Source organism: Kovacikia sp. CALU 1929, assembly GCF_056784235.1.
This window is the reverse complement of sequence record NZ_JBXBCF010000059.1, coordinates 26,795-50,555: the sequence shown is the minus strand read 5'-3', so window position 1 is coordinate 50,555 and position 23,761 is coordinate 26,795. Positions and strand designations below refer to the sequence as shown.

The following is a 23,761-nucleotide window of genomic DNA, read 5'->3' as shown; positions in this document are numbered from 1 at the left end:
ACTGACCAATGACCAATGACCTGCTCTCTTCCCCTAACAATCGCCAACCCTCCCCCTCATTCCTCTTTACCATGCACGAAGTTGACATGACCAGAGCTTTGCTCGTCACCCTCCAGAACTGGTGTCAAGAGCAGCCAGAACAACCCACTGTTTCCTGTGTTCATCTGATCGTGGGGCAATTTACCTGCGTTGAACCGGTCAGCTTGCAATTTGCTTTTGAAGTGCAAACTCGTAACACGTTCTTAGAAGGAGCAAAACTCCAAATTCAAGAAACGCCCCTGATTGCCTTTTGTCACCCATGCCAGCAAGAATACCGCCCCGAAATTGGTATTCAGTACGCCTGTCCCCATTGCCGATCGCCCATGGAAGATATCCGCTCTGGACGAGAACTCAAGATCGATCGGATTGAGTATGCAGTTGAGTGTGAGGTGTGAGGGGTGGTTGTTAGAAGCTGGTTATTGGTCATTGGTCATTGGTCATTGGTCAAGTATGAGCTTTAGAACTCCAAACTCCGAATTTTCAACTTTCAACTTCCCACTTTCAACTTCATCCTTCACCATGCACCAAACCTTCGACGCTGCCCTCGGTATTAACCTGCTCCACGCCAACCAGGAAGGAGCCGACCATAACCGTGCCCATTTTGACAAGTGGGGCATTACCTGTTTCAACCTCATGAGTAGTCCAGGGGCCGGGAAAACGGCTCTGTTGGAAAAAACACTGGCGGCACTGAGTTCCGCCTTCAACATTGCGGTAATTGAAGGGGACATGACGACTGAACTCGATGCCGATCGCCTGCGTCAGTATGGAGTTCCCGTAATTGCAATTAATACCGGGCGCTCCTGCCACCTGGATTCCAAGATGGTTGCGGGGGGCATTCACCGACTGGAGCATGACTATGACCCTGCCAGCTTTGACCTGGTGCTGGTGGAAAACGTCGGTAACCTGGTATGTCCTGCTGAGTTTGAGGTGGGTGAACATGCCAAGATTGCGCTTTTGAGCGTCACTGAAGGCGAAGACAAACCCCTCAAGTACCCCATCATGTTTCGTGAGGCAGATTGTCTGCTGATTACCAAGACTGACCTGGCTCCCTATGTGGATGTAGACCTGAGCCAAATTGAGGCAAATGTGCGCCAGGTGAATCCCAGTGTCGTGATTTTCCAGGTTTCTACGAAAACTGGCGAGGGGTTAGCCGCCTGGTTTGAATGGGTGCGAACGTCAGTCAAATCCGCCCAGATGGCATCTACGCCAACAGCGGCTCCTGTAGGGATTATGGATTGAAATTTTGTGGTGTTTCTTGTGAGTAGTTGATATGAAAATGCGATCGCTATTGTCCGGTGTTTCCCTGTTTTTAGTCAGTCTGCTACTGTCTGTTAGCTGTGCCAATCCGGGTAGCCAAGTATCGACCCAGCCTGGCAGTTCTCCTGCTGCTGGTAGCGAAGCCACGGTTCGTTTAGGGTTTAGCGCCTGGCCCGGTTGGTTTCCCTGGCAGGTTGCCCAGGATGAAAAGATTTTTGAATCTAATCAGGTATCGGTTGATTTGAAATGGTTTGACGGGTATCTCGAATCAATTAATACCCTGGTCGCCGGACAAACCGATGCAAACTCTCAGACGTTAAATGACACCATTAGTTCGGTGGCAGGCGGCGCAGACCAGGTGGTTGTGCTGGTGAATGACAACTCCACCGGCAACGACAAAATCATCGTTCGTGAAGGCATAAATTCCATTGCCGACCTGAAGGGTAAGCGGATTGCAGCCGAGGAAGGAACCGTCGATCACTTTCTACTACTGTTGGGGCTACGGAAAGCAGGGTTAGGACCTCAGGATATTACCTTTGTGCCTCTGGAAACTGGGCAGGCTGCCACAGCCTTTGTAGGTGGGCAGGTCGATGCGGTAGGGGTGTTTGCGCCCTTTACCACCCAGGCACTCAAACGTACCGGCAGTAAGGAACTTTTTAGTTCAAAGGATTTTCCGGGAGCCATCCCCGACCATTTGGTCTTCAGTCGTCAGTTTGTCGAAGCAAACCCCGACCAGGTGCAGGCAATGGTGGACTCCTGGTTTGCCACGCTGGACTTCATGGAGAAAAACCCAGACCAGGCAATTGAAATCATGGCAAAACGAGCAGGGGTGACTGTTGCAGAATACAAAGACTATGCTGCTGGAACCAGAATTTTTACAATCGAAGAGAATCTAAAAGCCTTTCAGCCTGGAAATGACATGGCTTCTCTAACGTTTGCGGCTGAAGAAATGACAAAGTTTTTAACCGAGGTTGGGCTGATAAAAACAAAACCTGATTTAAGCAAGCTATTTGACGATCGCTTCGTCAAAGCCTATGCCGAGAAAGCCAAAAAATCCTAGTGGTCTGCGGTGTAAATCTAGCTACCATTCCGTAGTGCCGGTATCTCGACTGTAGGGCAGGCATCTTGTCTGCCCTACAGTCACTGAACTTCCACCTTGCTGCACTAGCCATCCAGGTGATTTGGGCGACAAAAATTGGGCATCTGTGTAGCAGATATAACAGATCTGGAGTTCCTTATCCAGTTATTGAGTATCTATCAAGTTTTGACTAAATTGTGCGCCTTTAGCAGTTACTCCTTTAGCAGCCGCTAAGAAATAGCTGCAAATAGCGATTAGCTAACAGACTAATTGCTATTTGCTAACAGCAGTCAGATTTGTGGAGTTGTTTTTCATCAGCTCTTAGCAGCCAGGAGTCTGCCAATGTCTCCTGACCCAGGGTTTGTTCTGAAACGACTCTTCGCCCTTCCCCCCTCCTCATAACCTATGAGCCAAAGCACCGGTATTGAACCTTCCCCACCACCCACAAAGCCCTTTGGAAACGTGTTTTGGCGGCTTGCCGAAGACATTCCTAAGTCGCTTCAAACAGCCTTGATGGTTACATCTATCTGTTTGCCCCTGTTGCTCTGGTGGCTGGTGACTGCATTTGGCACGGTCGATCCTAAATTTTTGCCTTCGCCTGCGAATGTAATCGATGCCTTTGGGCGGTTATGGAGTACGGGCGAACTCTTAAATGATACGGTTGCCAGTTTGTGGCGAGTCGGCGTTGGTTTCCTATTAGCATCCCTTTGCTCCATTCCAGTGGGCGTGCTAATGGGTAGCTTTCCCAGCATTCGAGCGTTACTGGAACCGCTGTTTGGGTTAATCCGTTATATGCCTGCTCCGGCTTTCATTCCACTCTTAATTCTGTACTTAGGCATTGGGGAAGAACCTAAAATCACTCTGATCTTTATTGGTGTTTTCTTCTTCAATTCGCTGATGGTAATGGACACTGTCAAGTTTGTTCCCAAGGACTTGATTGAGGCGACCTATACCCTGGGCGGCAATCGCTTACAGACCTTGCTTCAGGTTATTTTTCCCTACGTGCTTCCTGGCATCATTGATGCTTGCCGAATTAACCTGGCAGCCGCCTGGCAGTTGGTGATTGTCTCTGAACTAATTGCAGCGACCGAAGGATTGGGTCGTCGGATCAGTGTTGCCGGTCGGTTTCTCAGAACGGATGAAATTTTTGTTGGGTTGATCGTGATTGGTGTAATCGGTCTGACGTTTGACATGCTGTTCCAGCAACTATTGCGCGTTTCCTGCAACTGGGCATCTCAAAAACGCTAGTGGTCTGTCAAGAATTATTTTGAGGGTTGCAACCCACAAAATAATAACTCCTTTCCTGTTCTAAACTCACCAACACAAAGTTGACAAACCACTACTCCTTCACTTATTAGCTCTCAATGCTCAAGTCCTAACCCTATTTCCCCCCCCCCCCTCCTCTCCTTCTTCCCTATCAACGAGGATCAGCCCATGTTTTTACAAATCAATAGCCTGCATAAACACTTCAAAACAAAAGAAGGAACGCTGGTGGTTTTGAAGGACATCAACATGGGAATTGAGCAGGGAGAGTTTATTTGTGCAGTGGGAGCATCGGGGTCAGGTAAGTCAACCCTGTTGCGTCAGATTGCAGGGTTAGATAATCCAACAATGGGCGAGGTCAGGGTCGAGGATAAGCTCATTACAGCACCTGGACCCGATCGCGGTATGGTGTTTCAGCATTACACCCTGTATCCCTGGATGAATGTGCAGGACAACACGGAGTTTGGGCTGAAGTTGCAGGGGGTGCCGCGCAGAGAGCGGCGTGAGAAAGCCAGCTATTACCTGGATGTAGTGGGGTTAGCGCGATTTGCAAAAGCACTGCCCAAAGAACTGTCGGGCGGCATGAAACAGCGGGTGGCGATCGCCCGTGCCCTTGCTTCAGAACCCAAAGTGTTGTTGATGGATGAGCCATTTGGTGCGCTGGATGTTCACACCAAGGAATCCATGCACGAATTCATGCTGGATCTGTGGCAGCGAACCAACCTCACAGTTTTTATGATTACCCACGATGTCGAAGAAGCCGTGTTTCTGTCTAATCGGATCTACGCGCTGGGTGCCCGTCCTGGTACAGTACGGCGTGAAATCACTATTGCTCTACCTGAGCGCACCCATCACGTTAAGCGCCACGCCACTTTCCACGACTATCGAGACGAATTAATGGATTTGATGCGGGGACACGGCAAGGAGGCAAGTGAAGCGGCAGCAATCGTTGCTTAATGCAAACTGTCCCCATCAATTCTGCGCTGTCTCCCAGACAGGCGGGTATAACGGTAGGGTGACAGGCAGAACAGAACGATCATGGTTGGTTCAAAATTTGCCGAAGACGAGGCATTTGGAATTGTCCCCATTCTGCGCGAGGGGAATGGTTATCAGTTTTTGTTAATTCAGCACCATGCAGGGCATTGGGGCTTTCCCAAAGGGCACGCCGATTCGGGAGAGTCCCCTTTAGAAGCAGCGTGCCGGGAATTTGTAGAAGAAACCGGAATTACGAGTTACACCGTCCTGCATGAGTTATCGTTTACCGAGCAATATTTCTTTACCCGTCGAAGGCAAAAATTCCGCAAAACGGTTATTTACTTTCCGGCTCTGGTCCAATCCTCAATCGTGAAATGCCAGAAAGAAGAGATCCGGGCATATGCCTGGGTGGAATTTGAGTCGGCGATCGCTCTAATGTCGTTCACAGGCGGCAAACAAGTTCTGATAGATGTGCATGAATACCTGAATCGTTCCTTTGCCTGAAAATCCTTTAAGCCTATCCGAAAACTTTCCTGGGTTTAGGGGGGGCTTGAGCGGTCAAAGCTTTTTAGATAGGCTTTTCTTTTAAGGATGTGCCTCAAAATAAAGTACCCGCTAGACAAGCTGCTCCACGATGGATTCCCGCCTGTGCGGGAATGACGTTGGGACTTTATTAATTTGCGAGTCCCTTAGTCGAATGCCTGAAAGTCTCTCTGGTTTAATACAATTTCGCCGTGATTGGGCACCCAGGCAATCCACTGCTCTGTTGAACATTGACACAGGAGCAGTGCCTCATCAGAGCTAAAAGGATCGGGGCGCTGCCGCAACTTGACCCAGGTAGACGGTTCAAACTCCGATTCAAAGGTAAGACAATTGGAACGACCCGGTTCGGTCGGAGTGTTGGCAAGCTCCGGCACCAGGCTCTCTAGTTGTTGACGAATCCGAAATTCAGTTTCAAGGTTCATTGCTGATTTGGTCCAGGCATTGCAGCAATCTGAAGCAACCGCAGGTTCATCCACTAAAGCGTCTTTAACCGGAGAGAAACGATTACGTTGCCCGGTTTTCTGAAACCTGGATGACTACCCAAGTAAGCCAGGATGCGGCAAAATTGTTTTCTGTAGTCTATGATACGGAATTTTGCCTGGAATCGTACATCATCCTTGAAGCTGAGATTTGCTGAAAAAAGTTTCTGTGCCCAACCGTGTATAGGAATCAGCCATTCGAGGTTATCAGGCGATCGCAATCAATATTAAAATTCGTAGTGTTCTTCCATCGGAAGGGAATCAAAATTATGCCTCTATCAGTTGGCGATACCGCTCCAACCTTTACAGCCAAAGATACCAATGGCAATACTGTCTCGCTGTCTGACTTTGCTGGCAAGACTGTAGTGCTGTACTTTTACCCCAAAGACGACACTCCTGGTTGTACCAAAGAAGCGTGCAACTTCCGAGACAACTACGCCGAGTACCTCAGCAAGGGCATCACCGTCCTTGGTGTCAGTATGGACGATGAGGTGTCGCACCAGGCGTTCACTGAAAAGTTCAGTCTTCCGTTTCCGCTGCTGGCGGATGGGGATGGAGCCATTACCAAGGCTTACGACGTAGAAGGGGAAATGAACGGAATGCGCTACGCCAAGCGAGTAACCTATGTTATCGACGGTAGTGGTCAAATCACCCAGGTCTACACCACGGTCAAAACAGACACCCACGCAGTGGATATTTTGGCTGAAATTGGTGCATAGCCTTACCTTTTAGCCAAAGTTTCCTAAAGAAATTCATCGTTTCGTTGAGCTTTGCCTCTCAGGGATATCCCTTACTCCAACGAGTAGGGGATATTTTTGCAATCAAAACTGCTCCCAATAACTCAATAGCGATTACTATTAGGACTCATTAAACTCGAATAGAGAGTCAGCCTGTGGATTACGAGACTGCCCATCATCTTTTGGTCGCTCAGGGAATGGCAATAGGGGACAATGCAGATGCGCTGCTCCCTCGCCTCAAGCTAGGACATCCCCCCATTCCTGGTCAGGTGACTTCTATCCTGCTAGCGTTAAAAGTCGTGTTTGAAGCATTGCGAGATGTCAGCGAATTAGACCGAGAGCTTGCTGCTGCCCTCTATTTGTTATCCAGCGAGAGCCGTCAGCAATTTGAACTTGGACGCAGAAATGGCGTAGCGTGGCCCCCCCTGCTAGACGAAGACCTGGATCGAATTGCGGTTGCTGTAAAAAGCATTTTCCTGGGAACGTGGCAAGGATAGGTAACTTTGATGGCAGGGTTCAGGGAGCAGAAGGTGGTAGGTGGTAGGGAGTCAGGTGTGCTCTACATTCAGCCTTTGCCTTTAGCCTCCCTGGCAGGCGTTGCTGGTTTTGGGTATGAATTGAGAGTGGTATGAATTGAAACTTCGTTCCAATTCATACTGCTGTTCAGCACCACCGAAATTCTGGGATGTTCCGGTTCCGGCATGATTCATACCTCTATTCTGAAACGCCGCGTTTCCTTATTGCTGCTTGAGTCGCAATCGTGATGAGGTTCGACTATCGTAAGAGCAGATTGCTAATCCTGAGTGAGATCCTATGCCACTCCTCGACCACTTTCGCCCTCCCTTGAGCACTCGGCGGCATTGGCACAGCTTCCACAATGCGTGGTCAACTTACCTGGCAGACGAGTTGAATCAGATGTTGCCAGAAGGCTACTTTGCCGAACCTAATGCCCAGTTTGGGATCGAAGTTGACGTAGCAACTTACAGTGAAGGAAGCTTCGGTAGTCCCTTGCGTCAAGCTCAAGAATACCCACAATGGATACCGCGATCGCCCACCGCAACGCTGCCATTCCAGCTCATTATAGACATCGTTGAGGTGCAAGTTTTTAGTGTTCAAGAGGGACCTACGCTGGTGGGGGCGATCGAATTGATCAGTCCTGCCAATAAAGATCGTCCGGCTCACCGAGATGCGTTTACTTCTAAATGTCAAACTTATCTGCAACAGGGAATTGGGCTAATTGTAGTGGATGTTGTCACAACCCTTTCGGCAAACTTACATAACGAGTTAATGAAGCGGTTGGAGTTACAGGTTGAGCCAGTGCAGTCCGACTTGTATGCCGTTGCCTACCGAATTGCAGAAACGGATGGCACACCCCATTTAGATTTCTGGCAGGAAACCTTTACCGTCGGAGGTCATCTCCCCATTCTGCCGCTGTACCTTAAAGGTGGGTTTTATCTACCTGTGGATCTGGAACAGTCCTATCAATATACCTGTGTTCGACAACGCATTCCTAAGTTCTCCTGAGGTCATCACAGATTCGCAAGCCCACCCTCAATTCATACCCACAATCAGCAACGCCATAAACCGTGATGTGATTGTTTGGGAAAATGTTTTGCACAGCCTACTCACCCATCCAGTTACCCATCCAGTTACCTATCCAGAAGTGCAACAATTTCCTCTACGGTTAGCAGAGAAGGATGATTCCAGGGAGAGCCTCCTACGGTGCGACGACCGCCCCAACTTCCGGTTTGAGGATCTTTTGCTTGTTCTGCCTGCGTCAAGCGATCGAAGGTGCCCTGGGTGTAATCGAGATGTTGTTGTTCGGGATGCAGCGGAATGCTGCCCAAAGTGTACTGATTTCCTCCCAGACGATGATCGCGGATGGTAATTGCTTCTGCTCGCAGAGTCTGGATACGCGATTGAATGGCTTGGTAAAAGGAGCGTGGATCAACAGTATGCCCAATTCCGCGCCCGTCACAGATGGCGATCGCGCCTCGTTTCGTTGCAATCCATTGAATCCGGTTTTCCGCCGTTAACATCTGGGCATCGGCTTCAACCTGCTGCCAATAATCATCGGCTTCACCACATTCTCCAGGATAGGGACATTCACCCTTTGCCGCTGCCATCAACCACTCAGTTCCCTGGCGAAAGGCTTCGGATGAATAGGCTTCCCAGTGTTCCTCTGTCCACTCTTTGCGTTCATGGGGCAAACCCAATTCGGCGGCGATGCCTTCACTGGTTTTCTTCAAAGCCGCATCGGCTTTGGTGGCAAATTCAGCATACTGGTTCAACTCGTCGGGAACCATCAGGTGATCGCAGTCCCAGGCGATCGCTTGCAGTTTGGCGATCGTTTCTGGGGTTAGCCGTTCACGGGGTAATTGTACCCAAGCAGCGGCACAACAGGCATCAGCGTCCACCATTGTGGTCACGAAGCAGAGGGGGAGAGAGGAAAGAGGGAAAGGGGGGAGGGGAATCTCACCAATCTGGATATTGGCTCCGTCTGGACGATGATGATCCCAATGCAGATCACCGGGTTTTGCAATCCAGTCCGGCACCGTACCATCGACCATGATGATCTGGTGGTCGGTTGGGAGGCGGTCAGCGTTGGTGGTGACAAGGTAGCGCATGGATGGAAAGCTAGAGGAGAGGGGGAGGGGTTGAGGTGGTTGGGTATAGTCGATCGCGAGATGATATTGACCTCGGATGAAGCGATTGGCTCTACTGCCCGTCCTGTGACAACAGCGCCATCAGGAATGCCCACTAACGAGATGTAGGGCTGAGGCGCATAGTACTGAGTGTCGAAAGGCACAAAGTAAAGTTTTCATAGACACTGAATGGGCACTGGTAAAGCTTCCGTGAATTCTCGCAGGCAATCAGACGCTAGGCTACTAGAGACCTGTTAATAAGTAGATCTTCAGACATTTCAGGGTGTCCCGCTATAAAGAAATTTATAAAGTTTTCCGGCATTTTTGTTCAAAGCACCGTATTAGTTAACTGACCAGTTTTACCCCTGGTATCAGAGGATTTTTTCATGTTTGCCTGCCTGCATTTAGATAGGGTACCTCCTAAGCCACTGCTGACTCTGCTGATCCTATCTTTTGTGATTACTTCTCCTTCGGTTGGGTTTGCTTCCTATCTGGCAAAACCTGCCCCTGAGCAATCTATCGTGGCGGCTGAAACACCGGCTGACCAGCTATTTCAGGAAGGGCAAAGGTGGCTGGTGAGTGCCCAAAATCAGATGGCACTGACTAATTTTCAGCAAGCTCTGAAACTCTATCGTCAGGGGGGCGATCGCTTAGGGGAAGCCAATACTCTCAGCGGAGTCGGTGATGTTCAATACAACTTAGAAAAGTATGGGGAAGCGCTGGAGTCCTATAGCCAAGCCTTAGCGGTGTATCGTCAGTTGGGCGATCGCCGGGGCGAAGCCACCACCCTGAACAATATTGGAGCCGTTTACGAAAACCAGAAAAACTACCCGCAGGCACTCAAGTTTTACGAACAAGCTTTGATATTACGTCAGGAGGTTGGTGATTTAGCAGGCGAAGGTACCACCTTAAATAATCTGGCGGGGGTTTACCTGAGCCAGGGCGATTTTGACCGAGCACTAAAAGAATATAGTGCCGCCTTAAAAAACCGTTGGCTGATGGGCGATCGCTGGGGCGAAGCCACTACCCTGAACAACATTGGTTTTGTTTGCCGCCGCACTGCCCAGTTTCACCAGAGTAAAGGAGATGTGGAAAAGAGTCAGGAGTGGTATCAGAGCGCCCTGGATCACTACCAGGCATCCCTGGCAATTCGCCGGATGTTGAAAGATCGCTTGGGGGAAGCCTCCACTCTAAATAACCTTGGCTTCATTTACCGCAGTCTGGCAGCCTATGAGGCTCCCCAGAATCAGCAGATGGCTCTAGAAGAGGCGGGGCGAACCTATCTTAAAGCCGCAGAGATTTATAACCAGTTGGGCGATCGCAAAGGTGAAATCACTGTACTGAATAACCTGGGAGGGGTGTATTTCAGCCAGAGGAGGTATGCCGATGCCCTGAGGATCTATAACAAGGCTTTAACCGCTGTCAAAATTATGGGTAATTTACCCGAACAGGCAACCACCTTAAGCAATATTGCTTTTGTTTACCGGACCCAGGCAGACAACGCCAAAGCCAAGAATTCTGATCAGGAAGGTGTCCTCATCGCTGACCCCAACGAATATGAGAGGCAGTATGGCAAAGCGTTGGATCTCTATCAGCAAGCTCTGGGGATAATCCGAAAGGTTGGCGATCATGAGGCAGAAGCAGCCACCCTGAACAACATTGGAGGGGTCAACATCAGCCTCGAACAGTATGCCGAAGCGCTGAATGCTTACCAGGAAGCCCTGAAAGTCTACGAACAGATTGGGGACCTTCCTGGTCAGGGCACGACCCGCTACAACATTGGGGTCACCTATGCTCGTCAGGAAAAATACAAGGAAGCCCTCTCTTTCTATAAAGGGGCACAGTCGATCTATGAAAAGTTGAGCGATCGCGCCCGCAGTCTCGAAATCAGCAACGCGATTAGAGCGCTTGAAAGCAGACACAAAGCGATTTAGTTGCCAGTGAGCAGAAAGAGGAGTTATGGGAAGGCTGAAGGCTGAAGGCTAAATCTCATCCTGTCGCACCTCCTCACCCCTCCCTCCTCACTCCTCACCACCACCCCTTTCCTCAGCAAGACGACTTTAGATACAGATATAAAGCCTCAATTGTGTTTATCATTTGGGAGGTTAGTAGGGATGGGCAGACATGCAACTCGAATACGCGCAATCTTCTCCGGTAACGACTTCTCCAGAGCCAGTTCCCGGTTATCGGTTTCAGCCTCGCACAATTTACCCCCTGGGAGCCTATGCCATTCAGGGCATTGCTACTTTAAATGGTGACTTAGTGGCGTTGGATTCGGTGCGGGGATATCTTCTGAAAGTTGACCCGGTGACCGACAACACAACCATTCTGAATTCTAACCAGGTAGATGAGTTTATTGATGCAACTGGGTTAGCCATTTGGGAAGAAACACTCTGGTTTGCCCGTGATAACAGTGTGTACTTCTGTGACCTGAACACTTTAAAGCCTCAGCTTTTCCTGACAATGCCCTATCCAGTTGATGGGATCGGGGTGTGGCAAAAAACAGTTTATCTATCCAGCCAGAAAGAAGGCTATATTTCCATTTTTGAGTTCAACCCGCAGCGGCTGATTACCCGTTTTCCGCTACCGGGAGTAGGCGCTGAAAATTTGATGATTCGGGGAGAAGAATTATGGCTCTGCGATCGCACTGAGCAAAGTGTTTACTGTCTGGATCGGGCAACGGGTGAGCTTCAGTTCAGTGTACTCACCCCCTACGAGGGACCTTCAGGGCTAACGTTTTTGCCTAACCCTGAAACCGGCGAAGAGGTTCTGTATGTTTCCTATGCTGGGGAAGAACCTTACATTCGGGATAATCCCAACAATCCAGAGGGACAGTTTGAGCTAACTTTCCGCGATCGCACGTTCATCCATCCGCTCTACATTCAGTTCAACCCCAAAGACCATTACGCGCTCTCCAATGGCTTTCTAGTGGAAATGTCCTATGCCGAGGAAATGTTGCCGCTGGAAGAATTTGATCTAAAAAATGTGGAGTGGCGGATTGCCCTGCCTACCGAAACTCACCGTCAGCGAGTCCTCAAGGTGGAACCGATTGGATTGCCTTTCACAGAAGAGATTCAGGATGGGCAGCGAGTTGCTGTGTTCCGGTTTGACTCGCTCAAGTTTAACGAACGTCACCTGTTTGGTTGGAAGGCGCTGCTAGAAGTACGGGGTATTAAGTACCTGTTCAACCCAGACGATGTAGATAGGGTTCCGTCTCTCTCACCGGAGTATCAGACACGCTACCTGGTTGATGATGATGAACTGGCAATGGATACACCCATCATTAAGCAGGCAGCCCAGGAGGCGATCGGCACCGAAACCAACCTGCTGCGAAAGCTCCTAAAAATCCGTAACTATGTTTACGATCGCCTCTCCTATAGTCTCACCTCAAAGATTGACACGCCAGATGTGGTCCTGGAACGGGGGATTGGCTCCTGCGGTGAGTATGTCGGCGTACTGCTGGCATTGGCACGGTTAAATGGCATCGCCTGCCGCACGGTCGGGCGTTACAAATGCCCGCCTAAAGCAAATCAACAGCGTGTGCCGCTGGAACCAGACTACAACCATGTCTGGCTGGAGTTCTATCTTCCCGGCTACGGCTGGCTACCAATGGAGTCAAACCCCGATGATGTAGTAGAGCGGGGACCTTACCCCACGCGCTTTTTCATGGGCTTACCCTGGTATCACGCTGAAATTGGCAAAGGTATTTCGTTTGAAACCATCAACGCCGCCGATGCAGGAGTCGATATTTCCATTGGTGAATTAGCCATCAATCATGTCCGATTTACCATTCTAGGAGAACTGCCACCTTCGGTTGAGTAGGTGGTCAGTCAAACAAAAACCCCCTCGCATATGTCTTTATGCGAGGGGAGAGAGCGTTGACTAGAGGTTATTCGGGAGGAACCGAATTTTTAAAGTTGTAAAGCGTTACGCATCAGGTAAGATGCTGCTGCCGTAGGCATCTGAAGTGTTAAAGGCAGGAACACGAACGCTGTAGTCGATTTTGGTACCTGTGATTGACTCAGACAGTTTCTCGAAAGACTCAGAGCGCCAGTTGCGTGCATGAATGGGTTTGTTTTGTTCACCCCGAAAATAGGCTTGAGTTCCCAGAATGGCTGCGGCAGCCCAACCAACAATAAACACTGCAATCAGAACAGCCATAACCAACCTCCTGTAAAGTTTTGTTTCGTCATGTAAATCAATGTAACAAAAGTTTACATAAATTGCAAATCTACCTTTGGGTGGGGAAAACCGACTTGGGGATGGCGGTTGATCGGCTTTGGCTTGTAATGGGCGTTGCTGAATGTGAGGATCAAGCCCAGCATTGGCTAGATCAGATAACTTGTGTGTACACCGTAGCCCAAGGGTGAAGATGTACACACAAGTCATGAAAGTTGAATCGGCAGGGCGATCGCAGAGTCAACGGTGAATGCCAAAACTCTGCTTGGGGGGCAGCCCCTCAACCTCCGTGGCAGGGGATTTTGCTAGTGAGAACACGAGAAAAACTTTGTCAGTTCTCACCAGTAAAACAGGTTGCGTCCCCCGCACCCCCTCCAAAACGATGCGATCTCGTCGTCAATGGCAACATTCATCCGATTTGGGCCTTCAAGCAAGAGCAACTGGGTGGCAAGGGGAACGGTTGTTTTTTGAAGCGGAGGCAATGTTTGACCGATTCTCGTCGCGCTAGACTTGAAGCCCCAACGCTAAAAGTCTTGCGGGGGGTTTGGGGGAGTTAGGACCCCAAGGGGCGGGGGACAACGTATGTTTCTGCGTCGCTGTGCCGAAGAAACTATGTTGGTAAGGGGGGAAGTCCCCCAGAGCGAGGTTCCAACGAAGCCGAGATCTGCATACACCTTAGCCCATCGGGAGAGGTAACAAGAATTTAAAACATCTTCTAAGGGAAAAAGCACTAACGGACTCTCTTGGAAACGAAGTCTATCTGATACAGGCGCTAAGCCCCATCGCCCAGTTCCGCTGTTTTCACAGAAAGTTGCTTCGGTTGTTCACCCCGCAAAATCTTGACTTGCAGGCTCTGTCCTAATTTGCTGTTCTCCACCAGGTAAGAAAGAAGTTAGGAAATGACATATAGCGTTTCCTTTCTGGGTGAGGTACATCTTATCTCTTTGAATCGAGGGTTCTACGGCTATCCATGTACCTCACTGGATTCAAAAACGCTATAATCCTGACCTGAGGAGCCTCTCTACTTTATTCTGGATTTTATTCTGCCAGGAACAGTGCTTCAAAGGACACCCTGCGATCGCGCCACCTCTGCTCCCAATGTCCTAATACCAATTTGAATTGCACCACAACAGATCCCGGTACGGGCTTGGCACTGCCAAGCCCCTCCTGAACTTTGATGTGCCCACAAATCCGTTTAAATTCGGTATAAGCTATCAGCGATAGCTGTACAAAGCATCGTCGTACCAGGCTAGAATCTTGAGTACCTGAACTTTTCAAGCCTTACCTGAATGGCAGCTACTGAACGTCCCCGACGACAAGAGATCAATTACCTTGATGATGGTCATATCCATGAGCATGACCACGTCAGCCATGAGCACGATACGTCCATTCATCCCCATGTCCACAGTGAAGAGTCCCTGCGGCGAATCGTCAACCGCCTTTCTCGCATTGAAGGGCACATCCGGGGCATCAAAACAATGGTTCAGGAAAGCCGCCCATGTCCAGATGTGCTGGTTCAGGTTGCTGCTGTACGGGGTGCCCTCGATCGGGTGGCACGGATCATTTTGGATGAACATCTGACCCAATGCATCGCCCGCGCCGCTGAAGAAGGAAATATTGAAGCAGAAATTGAAGAGTTGAAAACTGCTCTTGATCGCTTTCTTTTGTAGTGAGGTCAGGGGGTTAGTACCCTAAACCTCTCAACTTCCAACTCTCACTCGACACCCCGTACCTCCCTACTAAACCACACTGGCAAACATTTCCTCGAATCCCTTAGTGGGAGCATCTGCCTGGGTTACCACTTCCACGATTTTGTTGCGGGCATTGGGTTGGGAGAGTGCCTTAACACAAATTTGAGCGACCTTCGTGCGGGGAATGCTGCCTTCAAATAGGTGATCAGCCGCCGCCATCACAATAGGGTCGGAGCTTTCGTCATTTTTTAACCCACCGGGTCGAACAATGGTGTAGGTCAATCCACTCTGTTGCAGGTATTCCTCTGCCTGCTTCTTCCAGACCAGAATGAGGAAAAATAGGTTCAATGGATGGAGGAGTCGTGAGACACAGAGAGACGACACCAGAACAAAATGCTCGATCCCTGCTGCTTTGGCGGCATTGACCAGATTTTTTGTACCTTCATAGTCCACCCGGTAGGGTCCGGTAGGGTTGAAACTGGGACTGGCACCTGTGGCACAGAGTAAGACAGTGCAGTCAGCGATCGCCTCTGCTAAACTGCTTGGCTGCAACACATCCCCAACCACCACTTCAGCCTCTGGCGGTAAGATTTCCTGAGCAGCCGCTTGATTCCGCACCAATGCCCGTACTGGAATTCCTTGACTCACAAGCGCCTGTACAATTCGTCGTCCCGTCTGTCCGCTTGCACCTGCAACTAATGCTTTCATCGCTCCTCCTTATGCGTCATATCATTATGCGTCATATGAGCGGTGATGCTGAAGAGCAGGATAAATTGGAACAAAGTTTCAACTTATACTATCCCTAAAGGTCGTGCTGATTAGCCGTATGAATTGGAATGAATTGGAATGAAGTTTCAAATTCATACAACTCTCAATTCATACCCAAAATCAGCAACACCCCAAAAAATGGTAGGCGTGGAGCTAGAACCTGCTGCCATTTGAAATCAATACCTTTCAGGTTATAAGTTTTAAGCGCAAAGACTGGCTGGTACCCGTAAATTTCCAATTGCTGAGCCAGAGCAATCAGGCGTTCAATTTGCCTTTAAAAAGACCCTAATTCCCCACCCAACAGAACTTTGCACACCATTCCGTGCGGATGCCTACATCTGAATGGTTTTCTTTTTGAATGAACGAGTAACGGTGAAGTTGAGCGGCACAGGCAGGTTGGAACACAGAATCATTTTGTAATGTGATGCGCCCAAAGCTGGTTATCGCTGGAAACCGTTTGATACATTAGCTCCCAGGAGTAATGCAGGTTTTCTCCGGTTTTGCTTTCATCATATCCATCAGGAGTCCAAACTCCGTTTGGATCATTGACCCAGACCCCTGTTTCGTCGTATCCGCGCAGCAAAATCACATGACCCGATCGCGTTAATTGGGTATGCACAACAACCGGCAATCCGCTTGAAATCCAGGTTTTAATCAAATCCCAACTGCTGTTATAGCTAAAGTTATCCTGGCATCCGTAAGCTTCTACCACTTTAGCTAAATCGAGCGGCGAATGACGGTCTAACCCATGTTGATCGCAGTAGGCATCTAGTTCATCGGGATACCGCATCTTTGGATGCTTTTGGGGGATACCTAAATATGCCAGATCCATTGCGATCGCTGTGACATTGCATGATCCTCCGGGTGCTTCCTGATTGTCGTTTTGATCGTAGTAGTCGTAGGGGGGAATGGGTAAATTAACCGATATGGAGACTAAGCTCAAGGGTTTCCCATCCTGAAGGATTTCCACATCCGGTTTAAATACATACCAGGTGTCATGCCCCTGATCAGCTAACTGTTTTCCTTGAACGTCATCACCAAGAAAAATCTTTAGATGATTGCCCACCATTTCATAGCTGGAGATCGGTAATAATGTCCCACTTGAAATAGCCTGCTTTTGTTTGTCAGATAAGGTTGTGCTTTGAGCCGGACTCAGTTTCAGCCAGGTGTCGTGAATCACTTTCAGGGTATAAGTCATGATGTCATCCTTTACTACAAACTACTCTGGGGGTACACTCCTGAAGCGGTAAAAGGGGTTGTAAGACAGAAATGATATAGCGATGCTATAGCGTTTCCTTTCTGATTGAGGTCATCTATTTGTTTGGCTCAAGGGTTCTATAGCTATCGATGTACCTTACTGGATTCAAAAACACTATATTTGGATTGTGAGAAAAGATTCTTGTGAGATTCTTCCTCACAAAACTTCTCACTCTCACAACTGATTTAGGACTGCTATAAGAGCAATGATGTCCTGATTGAACTGATCAATGTGGGAGCATTGTAAAACTGCTTCGCAAGAGAAACGCCACAAGAACGCCAAAAGCATTGCAAATATATACTTTTGTTGCGCAGGTTCCTATGATTGGCGTTTGATTGGCGTTTGATTGGCGATCGCCCTTTATAACTAATAGGGTTGCCTCAAGTGCGCCAAAGCCAGGAGATTCGTGGCAAGACATTTAGCCACCTATATGACCTATGTGATTCGCTGTTGGGCAGAACAAAGTTCTCACGCAAACATAAGCGTCTACCGTTTTACGCTGGAGATTCCTGCCACGGGGCAACGATTTGGTTTCACCAGTTCTGAGGAATTAATCCATGCCTTGAAGCTGGCGCTCTCTGAAAATCAGACTCAGGAATGCTCAGGAGTGACTGAAGATCCACCTGACCAGTCAGTCTAGCGCTTTACTGCGCCACCCACGATTGCGGGTTCAAATAGCAAGCCCTTCTTAATTTGATGAACAACAAGGAGATTTCAACAATGGAAACCCTAGTCGCTCCTGAAAATCGGTCTGTTTCCAATATTCTGTTGTCTGCTTCTACCACTCAATTTAGAGAAAACAATGGTTCAACCCAGAACATACGATTCCATTTAAGCAAAACCATTTCGATGGGGATGTCTCAGGAAAGTCTCCAGCAAGACACGAAGATCGCGGCACTACTGCAATCCTTAAATGCTTCGACTAAGTTTCGACAGCGGGCAAATGGCAACCGTCGAGCCAGACGCAGCATTCGGATCAAGCGGATGTATCCGAAATCCCATCTTCGCACTCAGAAACACGCGAAGGGATTTGGTTGGAAGCTAACTCAGACAACCAATCCGCCGAACCGTCCAAACCGTCCAAACCATCCAAATCATCCAAATCATCCAAATCATCCAAATCATCCAAATCATCCAAATCATCCGAACCATCCGCATCACCCGCACCATCCAAACTGTCCAGATGATTCCAAGGTGCTTCGTTCTCACGCGGCTCAAACTGCTATTGATCGCTATGGAAGTGCTGATTCTCTAATTGAGGGCATTCAACCGACCTTTACACAGATTGCCTCGACGCTGCCGACCGGCTCGGCTCCATCTGATCTGTCGATGGGATGGGATGGTTCCCTCTGGGCGATCGACCAGCAGGGCGCACCCCATATTTATGACCCCATCAACAATGAGTGGAATGTGCATGGGGAAGGTATTGATGCTGCCGCCGCGATCGGGGAGACCCTCTATGTATTTCGTGGCAATCAGTATGTCACGGTCAATGTCTCGACCCAACAAACCAGTGCCCCTCTGCCGATTACCTCGATCTCCACAAACCCCGACGCTCCCCTGCCCCGCTCTTTCCAAGAGGGGATAACGGGGGCGGCAGCCGTGGGTGACACCCTGTACCTGTTCTACGGCGGCTGGTATTTGCCTGTGGATGGGTCTCAACCGCGGGCCAAATTGACCGATATTCCAGGCTGGCCCACCACACCAAACTGGGTGAATGGCGTGATTGATGCGGTCTATTTTATCGGCGATCCCAGTGAGTCTTCGCAAATCAGATTGCGGCGTGGAAATGAGGGACTTGATCTAGCATTTGACGGTCAGGAGTTTCAGATCGTGGAGGGTCCCAACCCCCTCTCTTCCTGGCAAGCGAGCATTACCGCAGGCGCGATCGCATCAGTGGGTGATGATTTTTGCTTTTTCTTTTACAACGGGTTGCAGGTGCAGATGAATCAGAACCCCCTGCAATACATTCCAACCCTGCATCAAAACTGGCCCGCGATCTGGAATCCCATATTGGACCATGCCCCCAGCGGTCGGATGGGGAACCTGTGGGTGGCAACTACCGCTGGAGAAACGATTCAACATAATGGTGAAACCTGGAGTTCTGTTGTATCTCCTACCGGCTTTGAAGGAACGGTCAATTCCGTTTCGGTGGGAATTGACAGCAGCGTCTGGGTAGCCAACGGTCAGGCGTTGGCAAGTTGGAATGGCACCAGTTGGACCCCGCATCCCCAGTACGCGAGCAAGATCAACCAGGTTTCAGTGGGGGATGATTCCCGGGTGTGGGTACGCGACGGGCAGAACAACGTGCTGCAATACGACAGTCAGAGTCAGTCCTATACTGCCAACGCTCAGGTAGGACAGGCGACCCACATTGGGGCAAACAACGACGGCACCCTGTGGCACTGCAACAATAGTAACAACACCCCCAATGCCAATCTCTATCGCCTGGTTTCTGAATCAACGGCAACCTCGGAACCGTTGGCGGTAGATGAGACTGTGGTCAGTGTGCAGCGAGTTGCCACCACAGGGTTTGGTTCCTCCCATTGTTTGACACAGCACAGCGACGGCAGTCAGGGGATTTATCGCTACGATTCGCCCTATGTGTTCAAAACCTCAAATAGCTATTGGGGAGCAGGACTCATGGCTTTGGGGTTGGGCAGGATTTACATGCTAGACATAACAAACGACCAGGGGATGTCTTGGAGTGGACAAATTGTGGCTCTGGATCAGCACACGGGACAAGAAGTTGCAAGCACGCCTGTGGCTGAGGAGATTCACTCTGTCTACAACAGTCCAGTGCTTGATACCAAGCGGGGATTAATCTACGTCACAACTACTAAGACTCCAGAAGTCGTAACCGATCCAACAGGACGGCTTTTAGCATTTGATGCCGATACTTTGGCACTGCAATGGTCTTATCCAACTCCCAACTACATTCCGGCTCCGCCTGCGTTAAATGGCAACTACCTCTGTTTTGGGGATAGCGGTGGCAACCTCTATCTGTTTGATGCCCGTACCTTTACCTCGAATGCAGCCGCTCAACCCGTCTGGACACATCAACTGACGGGTAGTGTAGATGCAACTCCAGCCATTGCAGGAAACCGAATTTATGTGAGTTACTCTGACAGTAATGGGGTATCCCTAAAGATTCTCGATGCGACAAATGGGAATGTCTTACCTCAAACGGCTCCAACGCCACTGGGCTCAGGAGGTGGGGCCGGTTTCAATACAAGCGTTATTATCAATCACGCAACCAGCGCAGATGCAGATATAGAGGTTTTCATCCCCCATGACTATGGGGTGTATATTGTTCATCCATTTGCGACACCGCCACAAGTTAAGTCGTTCTCATTGCCAGCAGGCGTTGGCACCACTGCCCTGACCTATGATGATGGGTCACGCGCCGGAAACCCCACTGTCCAAAGAAGTCTCTGGTTTGGTGATTACGTCGGTAACCTTTGGAGTGTGAATCCTGACACTGGGGCAGGAACATCTGCGCCGCGTCCTATAGAGGCTCAGGGTGCTGGCATTTTCTCCCAGCCTGCTCTCTATAAAGATGCAGATGGGGGAATGACCGTGTGCGTTGGGGTGCTTGATGGTCCTGCGGATCAATCGAGCAACCTCTGGCTTTATGTCCCTGAACTGGGGAACTGGGGAAATTTGCCCACGGGAGCAACCGCGATCGGTGCGCTCAGTACCCTGGCACCCGCAGATAACGGCATCCTTTATGCAGCGGGAGGAGTTGTGCCAGCTCCTGATAATCCCGTCGTGATTTCTCAGGTATTTGCCATGCGGGTGGATGTGCTGGTGCAGGCGCTGCGCGATTTCATTATTGAATCGCAACTGATGCAAGACCCAGATGAAACAGCGACAAACGGCAGCACTGATCCCAATAATCCAATTCCACCCTCGGTGAACCGCTATCAGACTCACCTGACCGTGGTGGATAACACCAAAACCCCCCGTGCCAAGGAACCTCTCAAAATTTGGGCAGATAAGCGGACAGACAATACCCCGACGGTTATTACCCTCGGTGGCTTCAGTGGCACGCCCAGTGGTCCCAGTGGCAGCCTCGATCCCAAAACCAACACCTATACTTGCAGCATTGGTCCAGATGATGATGACTTTGTCAGTGTGCAAACTGGAACGGACGGCAGTCTGACGATCGTGAGTGATGCCACTGATATGTTTGCCACCCCATTACGAGTGTGGGCAAGCTTTATGAACTCCTACGAACGGATTGTGGTCAACCCCGATCAGGAGTTTCACCAACGGGTCACTACGGCTCATGCGGATGCCAGCGATTCTGACCCCGACAAAGTGAATCTGGCAACCACGCACAACTATAGCGGCACGCCGCTATTTAGCCAGGATGAAGTGAATGCTGGGCAACCTGGGAATGCGGCAACGGCAGTGGGGCAGATGAAGCAGGGAATTAATCTGGGTGGCACCAATACCTCCACCCGGTTAACCTATTCCCGCCTGATGCAGGGAGCGCGCCTGGTGCCCCATTCGACCGAAGGTGAGCAATTGGCAGCGACATCCCAGGCGTATACTGCCTATACTGACCTGCACGGCATGGGCTATTTTGCCACAAATGTTCCCAGTCAGCGACCCGTGACACCAGTGCAGTCCGTGGGCTTCATCTATGATTCGGGCATCGATCCCAAAAATCCCCCCAAAGACCCCACGACCCCTCGCTTAAAGGCTTCCATTCAAACCTGTAGTCACAGCGATGCGCTGGCAGAACTTGACACCTGGACAGGAGCTGACTGGAGTTCTTCGACGACGAGTTTAGAGCGATCGCTCCAGGGTCGCCGCCTGGGGAACTGGTGGACTGACTTCTGGAGCTGGTTAACCAATGCGGTTGACAATTTAATTAAGATCGTGACCAAGATTGTGACCGCGATCGGGGATGCGGTCATGGTGGGAATCAATCTGCTGGTGAATGGGATTGAAAAAGTCTTTCACTGCAAGATTCAATTCCTGGAAGATATTGCGTCTGCGATCGGGTCTTTCTTCAACATGCTGGAGAAAGTACTCTCCGATGTGCTGGAAGCCCTCAGCATTTTGTTCCACTTTGGGGAAATTATTTGGACTCAAAAATGGATCAAGCAATGGCTCGTCAATCAGTTATTGAACCTGGAAGATACGGTTAATAAAAACGTTATCCCCGCGGTTCAGAATGAGTTTACAAAGGGCAAAGATGCGATTAAGGCGCTGTTTGAACTACATCGCCAAGCAGCCCCCAGTCAACCCATTAGCCAGCAAGGAGCCATTGCCAACCAGCCCCAAACTCAGGGTAGTTTTGCAACCCCACATACCGCTTATACGGCAGGGTCCCAAGGTGGTTCTTCCCAAGCAGTGCAAAGCAGTTGGGGAACCCAAAGGATGAAAACTGGCCTGCCCTCTGCCACGCTCTCCAGTACTTATCAGCAAGCTGTGGGGGATGATGATCCGATCAGCGATTTCTTTAGTGGGTTCATTGCATCCTTTGAAACATTGGTAAGCCAGGATATGGCAAATTTGCAATCGCAATTTAGTGCCAATTTTTCATCACCCAGCAGTTTTTTCGACTCAATCCTCCAAGATTTCCTGCTAGTGATTGAGGGCGTGATTGATATTGGTTTTGATGTTGCCCAGGCTGCGGCAGTGGGTGCCCCAGGTGACCCCAATGCGAAGCCACCGATACCCGCTACACCAGGTCTACTCGGACTCTTTGGGACAATCATTACTTACCTCATTGGTACAGATGGCAACAGTGGACTGTTGGGGAGCACCATTGAAATTCCGGGTATAACCTGGCTCTTTAAGCTGTTGACCGGCGAAGACTTGACCCTGCTCAATATCATCACGTTTGTGGTTGCGATTCCTGTGACCATTCTTTTCCGCGTGATTAAGGGGGTGTATCCTTCGGCGGCAGGGCTGAATCCATCACCGACTACAGCATTAGGAGTGGATGCTCAAGGCAACCTTTGGACTGATGCTGAACGGCTCGGCTTCGGTATCACCTATATGATCATTTCAGCCGCAACAGGGTTTATCTCGGCTCTTGGAGATGCTGATCCCGAAGGAGATCCGTTTTTACCGTTTGTCTACGCCTATTGCGTGCTTTGTTTGGCTTCGATTCCACTTTCTTTGCCCTATTCAACCACAGAAACCCCCGATGATAGCGGTTGGATCGAATTTGGGCTGAGTGTTATCGCTTACCTATTTTCGATCATGTGGGCTGTGAAGACTAGGGAATCAGACCCGGAAGATCCTGGTGCATCCTACTGGGCATCTGGTTCGATGTGTTTTATGAGTTGTATTTGGGTGATTATCTACGGCTCTCTCTTTGCTAGTCAAGACAAAAGTACCTGGAACAATATCTCCTTTGCAGCCACCTTCCTTTCTTATCTTTCAGGTATTATTAACCCCCTGAAGTACATTGAGGAGCTTGTTCCAGTGGTGGTCGTGTTGGATGTTGCAGCTCCTCTCACATCAGGATTAATGACGCTTCTGGACTGGACCGAAGCATACGCGACTGTAACGATTAAAAACTATCTTACGGTTGCTGCTGGTGATTCGGTGGTCGTTGTCCAGGGCGGTACAGTCATTGCAACGCTAGAGAACGGAACATCTGGAAACCCAACTTCTACAGATGTTTTAATTGACCCAACCAGTCAACTATTGATTCAACAGCAAAGCACATCCGCTCCAAACACATCAACTCCCATTTGTTTTGTCAATGCGAACGTATTGAAATCTGGCTCTACCGTGACGTGTGGCAATCAAACTGGGGGTGATGGTGTTCAATGCCAGATTTCCTGATTGTCAGGCAGTCGTCTTCTCGCTGAGCCGTGG

23 protein-coding genes are annotated in these 23,761 nt (G+C 49.7%); 16 read left to right on the top strand and 7 right to left on the bottom strand.

Annotated features, from left to right (window positions below; translation table 11 throughout):
- Window positions 1-8 precede the first annotated feature (8 nt).
- From hypA to AC1S52_RS08185, 6 genes are all read left to right on the top strand, one after another.
- Complete coding sequence (gene hypA, locus AC1S52_RS08210) at window positions 9-434, top strand: hydrogenase maturation nickel metallochaperone HypA (RefSeq protein WP_482028540.1); 426 nt, start codon at window positions 9-11, stop codon at window positions 432-434.
- Between the two features lie 124 nt (window positions 435-558).
- Window positions 559-1,278 (top strand): hydrogenase nickel incorporation protein HypB, encoded by a 720-nt coding sequence (hypB, locus tag AC1S52_RS08205; protein ID WP_482028539.1) that lies wholly within the window; start codon window positions 559-561, stop codon window positions 1,276-1,278.
- Between the two features lie 31 nt (window positions 1,279-1,309).
- The gene (locus AC1S52_RS08200; protein WP_482028538.1) at window positions 1,310-2,356 is read left to right on the top strand and encodes an ABC transporter substrate-binding protein; all 1,047 of its coding nucleotides are present in this window, start codon (window positions 1,310-1,312) and stop codon (window positions 2,354-2,356) included.
- 423 nt (window positions 2,357-2,779) lie between these two features.
- Window positions 2,780-3,622, top strand: coding sequence for an ABC transporter permease (locus tag AC1S52_RS08195; RefSeq protein ID WP_482028537.1), 843 nt, complete (start codon window positions 2,780-2,782; stop codon window positions 3,620-3,622).
- Between the two features lie 186 nt (window positions 3,623-3,808).
- Complete coding sequence (locus AC1S52_RS08190) at window positions 3,809-4,594, top strand: ABC transporter ATP-binding protein (RefSeq protein WP_482028536.1); 786 nt, start codon at window positions 3,809-3,811, stop codon at window positions 4,592-4,594.
- Between the two features lie 81 nt (window positions 4,595-4,675).
- Window positions 4,676-5,116 carry a bis(5'-nucleosyl)-tetraphosphatase gene (locus AC1S52_RS08185; protein WP_482028535.1) on the top strand — a complete coding sequence of 147 codons (441 nt, stop codon included), beginning with the start codon at window positions 4,676-4,678 and terminating at the stop codon, window positions 5,114-5,116.
- A gap of 185 nt (window positions 5,117-5,301) precedes the next feature.
- On the opposite strand, the gene AC1S52_RS08180 is transcribed toward AC1S52_RS08185, so the two are convergent.
- On the bottom strand, window positions 5,302-5,577 hold the full coding sequence (locus AC1S52_RS08180; protein ID WP_482028534.1) for a hypothetical protein: 276 nt from the start codon (window positions 5,575-5,577) through the stop codon (window positions 5,302-5,304).
- Between the two features lie 326 nt (window positions 5,578-5,903).
- Between AC1S52_RS08180 and AC1S52_RS08175 the strand changes: the two genes are divergently transcribed.
- Complete coding sequence (locus AC1S52_RS08175; protein WP_482028533.1) at window positions 5,904-6,353, top strand: peroxiredoxin; 450 nt, start codon at window positions 5,904-5,906, stop codon at window positions 6,351-6,353.
- Window positions 6,354-6,526: 173 nt separating this feature from the next.
- Window positions 6,527-6,868, top strand: coding sequence for a Dethiobiotin synthetase (locus AC1S52_RS08170; protein ID WP_482028532.1), 342 nt, complete (start codon window positions 6,527-6,529; stop codon window positions 6,866-6,868).
- Between the two features lie 68 nt (window positions 6,869-6,936).
- Here the strand turns inward: AC1S52_RS08170 and AC1S52_RS08165 are convergent, their stop codons facing one another.
- Window positions 6,937-7,074, bottom strand: a complete 138-nt coding sequence (locus tag AC1S52_RS08165) for a hypothetical protein (protein WP_482028531.1) — start codon at window positions 7,072-7,074, stop codon at window positions 6,937-6,939.
- 110 nt (window positions 7,075-7,184) lie between these two features.
- Between AC1S52_RS08165 and AC1S52_RS08160 the strand changes: the two genes are divergently transcribed.
- Entirely contained in the window at window positions 7,185-7,895 is a 711-nt protein-coding gene (locus AC1S52_RS08160; protein WP_482028530.1) for a DUF4058 family protein, read from the top strand.
- 125 nt (window positions 7,896-8,020) lie between these two features.
- Here AC1S52_RS08160 and AC1S52_RS08155 read toward each other — a convergent pair whose 3' ends face one another.
- Window positions 8,021-8,791 carry a hypothetical protein gene (locus AC1S52_RS08155; protein ID WP_482028529.1) on the bottom strand — a complete coding sequence of 257 codons (771 nt, stop codon included), beginning with the start codon at window positions 8,789-8,791 and terminating at the stop codon, window positions 8,021-8,023.
- Between the two features lie 87 nt (window positions 8,792-8,878).
- On the opposite strand from AC1S52_RS08155, the gene AC1S52_RS08150 reads away from it, so the two are divergent.
- The 3 genes from AC1S52_RS08150 to AC1S52_RS08140 all read left to right on the top strand — a co-directional run bounded on the left by AC1S52_RS08150 (window position 8,879) and on the right by AC1S52_RS08140 (window position 12,838).
- A complete protein-coding gene (locus AC1S52_RS08150; protein ID WP_482028528.1) occupies window positions 8,879-9,145 on the top strand; it encodes a hypothetical protein in 267 nt (88 codons plus the stop codon).
- A 257-nt stretch (window positions 9,146-9,402) separates the two neighbouring features.
- On the top strand, window positions 9,403-10,950 hold the full coding sequence (locus AC1S52_RS08145) for a tetratricopeptide repeat protein (protein ID WP_482028527.1): 1,548 nt from the start codon (window positions 9,403-9,405) through the stop codon (window positions 10,948-10,950).
- A 190-nt stretch (window positions 10,951-11,140) separates the two neighbouring features.
- The gene (locus AC1S52_RS08140) at window positions 11,141-12,838 is read left to right on the top strand and encodes a transglutaminase domain-containing protein (RefSeq protein WP_482028526.1); all 1,698 of its coding nucleotides are present in this window, start codon (window positions 11,141-11,143) and stop codon (window positions 12,836-12,838) included.
- 105 nt (window positions 12,839-12,943) lie between these two features.
- On the opposite strand, the gene AC1S52_RS08135 is transcribed toward AC1S52_RS08140, so the two are convergent.
- Complete coding sequence (locus tag AC1S52_RS08135) at window positions 12,944-13,177, bottom strand: photosystem II protein, Psb35-related (protein WP_482028525.1); 234 nt, start codon at window positions 13,175-13,177, stop codon at window positions 12,944-12,946.
- 268 nt (window positions 13,178-13,445) lie between these two features.
- On the opposite strand from AC1S52_RS08135, the gene AC1S52_RS08130 reads away from it, so the two are divergent.
- Window positions 13,446-13,703, top strand: a complete 258-nt coding sequence (locus AC1S52_RS08130; RefSeq protein WP_482028524.1) for a hypothetical protein — start codon at window positions 13,446-13,448, stop codon at window positions 13,701-13,703.
- A 530-nt stretch (window positions 13,704-14,233) separates the two neighbouring features.
- Here AC1S52_RS08130 and AC1S52_RS08125 read toward each other — a convergent pair.
- The gene (locus tag AC1S52_RS08125) at window positions 14,234-14,473 is read right to left on the bottom strand and encodes a hypothetical protein (RefSeq protein WP_482028523.1); all 240 of its coding nucleotides are present in this window, start codon (window positions 14,471-14,473) and stop codon (window positions 14,234-14,236) included.
- An 11-nt stretch (window positions 14,474-14,484) separates the two neighbouring features.
- Here AC1S52_RS08125 and AC1S52_RS08120 point away from each other — a divergent pair, with 11 nt between their 5' ends.
- Window positions 14,485-14,865 (top strand): metal-sensing transcriptional repressor, encoded by a 381-nt coding sequence (locus AC1S52_RS08120; RefSeq protein WP_482028522.1) that lies wholly within the window; start codon window positions 14,485-14,487, stop codon window positions 14,863-14,865.
- Window positions 14,866-14,934: 69 nt separating this feature from the next.
- Here the strand turns inward: AC1S52_RS08120 and AC1S52_RS08115 are convergent, their stop codons facing one another.
- On the bottom strand, window positions 14,935-15,594 hold the full coding sequence (locus tag AC1S52_RS08115) for an SDR family oxidoreductase (RefSeq protein ID WP_482028521.1): 660 nt from the start codon (window positions 15,592-15,594) through the stop codon (window positions 14,935-14,937).
- 469 nt (window positions 15,595-16,063) lie between these two features.
- Window positions 16,064-16,852: a C39 family peptidase gene (locus AC1S52_RS08110; RefSeq protein ID WP_482028520.1), complete on the bottom strand. Its 789-nt coding sequence runs from the start codon at window positions 16,850-16,852 to the stop codon at window positions 16,064-16,066.
- Between the two features lie 466 nt (window positions 16,853-17,318).
- Here AC1S52_RS08110 and AC1S52_RS08105 point away from each other — a divergent pair, with 466 nt between their 5' ends.
- Window positions 17,319-17,552 carry a hypothetical protein gene (locus tag AC1S52_RS08105; protein ID WP_482028519.1) on the top strand — a complete coding sequence of 78 codons (234 nt, stop codon included), beginning with the start codon at window positions 17,319-17,321 and terminating at the stop codon, window positions 17,550-17,552.
- Between the two features lie 80 nt (window positions 17,553-17,632).
- Window positions 17,633-23,728: an outer membrane protein assembly factor BamB family protein gene (locus AC1S52_RS08100; RefSeq protein ID WP_482028518.1), complete on the top strand. Its 6,096-nt coding sequence runs from the start codon at window positions 17,633-17,635 to the stop codon at window positions 23,726-23,728.
- The last annotated feature ends 33 nt before the right edge of the window (window positions 23,729-23,761 follow it).

Coding starts and splice junctions, on each gene's coding strand:
- AC1S52_RS08175 (WP_482028533.1), top strand. CDS start 5,904: ATGCCTCTATCAGTTGGCGATACCGCTCCAACCTTTACAGCCAAAGAT.
- AC1S52_RS08145 (WP_482028527.1), top strand. CDS start 9,403: ATGTTTGCCTGCCTGCATTTAGATAGGGTACCTCCTAAGCCACTGCTG.
- hypA (WP_482028540.1), top strand. CDS start 9: ATGACCAATGACCTGCTCTCTTCCCCTAACAATCGCCAACCCTCCCCC.
- hypB (WP_482028539.1), top strand. CDS start 559: ATGCACCAAACCTTCGACGCTGCCCTCGGTATTAACCTGCTCCACGCC.
- AC1S52_RS08180 (WP_482028534.1), bottom strand. CDS start 5,577: ATGAACCTTGAAACTGAATTTCGGATTCGTCAACAACTAGAGAGCCTG.
- AC1S52_RS08155 (WP_482028529.1), bottom strand. CDS start 8,791: ATGGTGGACGCTGATGCCTGTTGTGCCGCTGCTTGGGTACAATTACCC.
- AC1S52_RS08165 (WP_482028531.1), bottom strand. CDS start 7,074: ATGCCGGAACCGGAACATCCCAGAATTTCGGTGGTGCTGAACAGCAGT.
- AC1S52_RS08190 (WP_482028536.1), top strand. CDS start 3,809: ATGTTTTTACAAATCAATAGCCTGCATAAACACTTCAAAACAAAAGAA.
- AC1S52_RS08140 (WP_482028526.1), top strand. CDS start 11,141: ATGCAACTCGAATACGCGCAATCTTCTCCGGTAACGACTTCTCCAGAG.
- AC1S52_RS08120 (WP_482028522.1), top strand. CDS start 14,485: ATGGCAGCTACTGAACGTCCCCGACGACAAGAGATCAATTACCTTGAT.
- AC1S52_RS08110 (WP_482028520.1), bottom strand. CDS start 16,852: ATGACTTATACCCTGAAAGTGATTCACGACACCTGGCTGAAACTGAGT.
- AC1S52_RS08150 (WP_482028528.1), top strand. CDS start 8,879: ATGATGATCCCAATGCAGATCACCGGGTTTTGCAATCCAGTCCGGCAC.
- AC1S52_RS08100 (WP_482028518.1), top strand. CDS start 17,633: ATGGAAACCCTAGTCGCTCCTGAAAATCGGTCTGTTTCCAATATTCTG.
- AC1S52_RS08135 (WP_482028525.1), bottom strand. CDS start 13,177: ATGGCTGTTCTGATTGCAGTGTTTATTGTTGGTTGGGCTGCCGCAGCC.
- AC1S52_RS08130 (WP_482028524.1), top strand. CDS start 13,446: ATGCCAAAACTCTGCTTGGGGGGCAGCCCCTCAACCTCCGTGGCAGGG.
- AC1S52_RS08195 (WP_482028537.1), top strand. CDS start 2,780: ATGAGCCAAAGCACCGGTATTGAACCTTCCCCACCACCCACAAAGCCC.
- AC1S52_RS08200 (WP_482028538.1), top strand. CDS start 1,310: ATGAAAATGCGATCGCTATTGTCCGGTGTTTCCCTGTTTTTAGTCAGT.
- AC1S52_RS08115 (WP_482028521.1), bottom strand. CDS start 15,594: ATGAAAGCATTAGTTGCAGGTGCAAGCGGACAGACGGGACGACGAATT.
- AC1S52_RS08185 (WP_482028535.1), top strand. CDS start 4,676: ATGGTTGGTTCAAAATTTGCCGAAGACGAGGCATTTGGAATTGTCCCC.
- AC1S52_RS08160 (WP_482028530.1), top strand. CDS start 7,185: ATGCCACTCCTCGACCACTTTCGCCCTCCCTTGAGCACTCGGCGGCAT.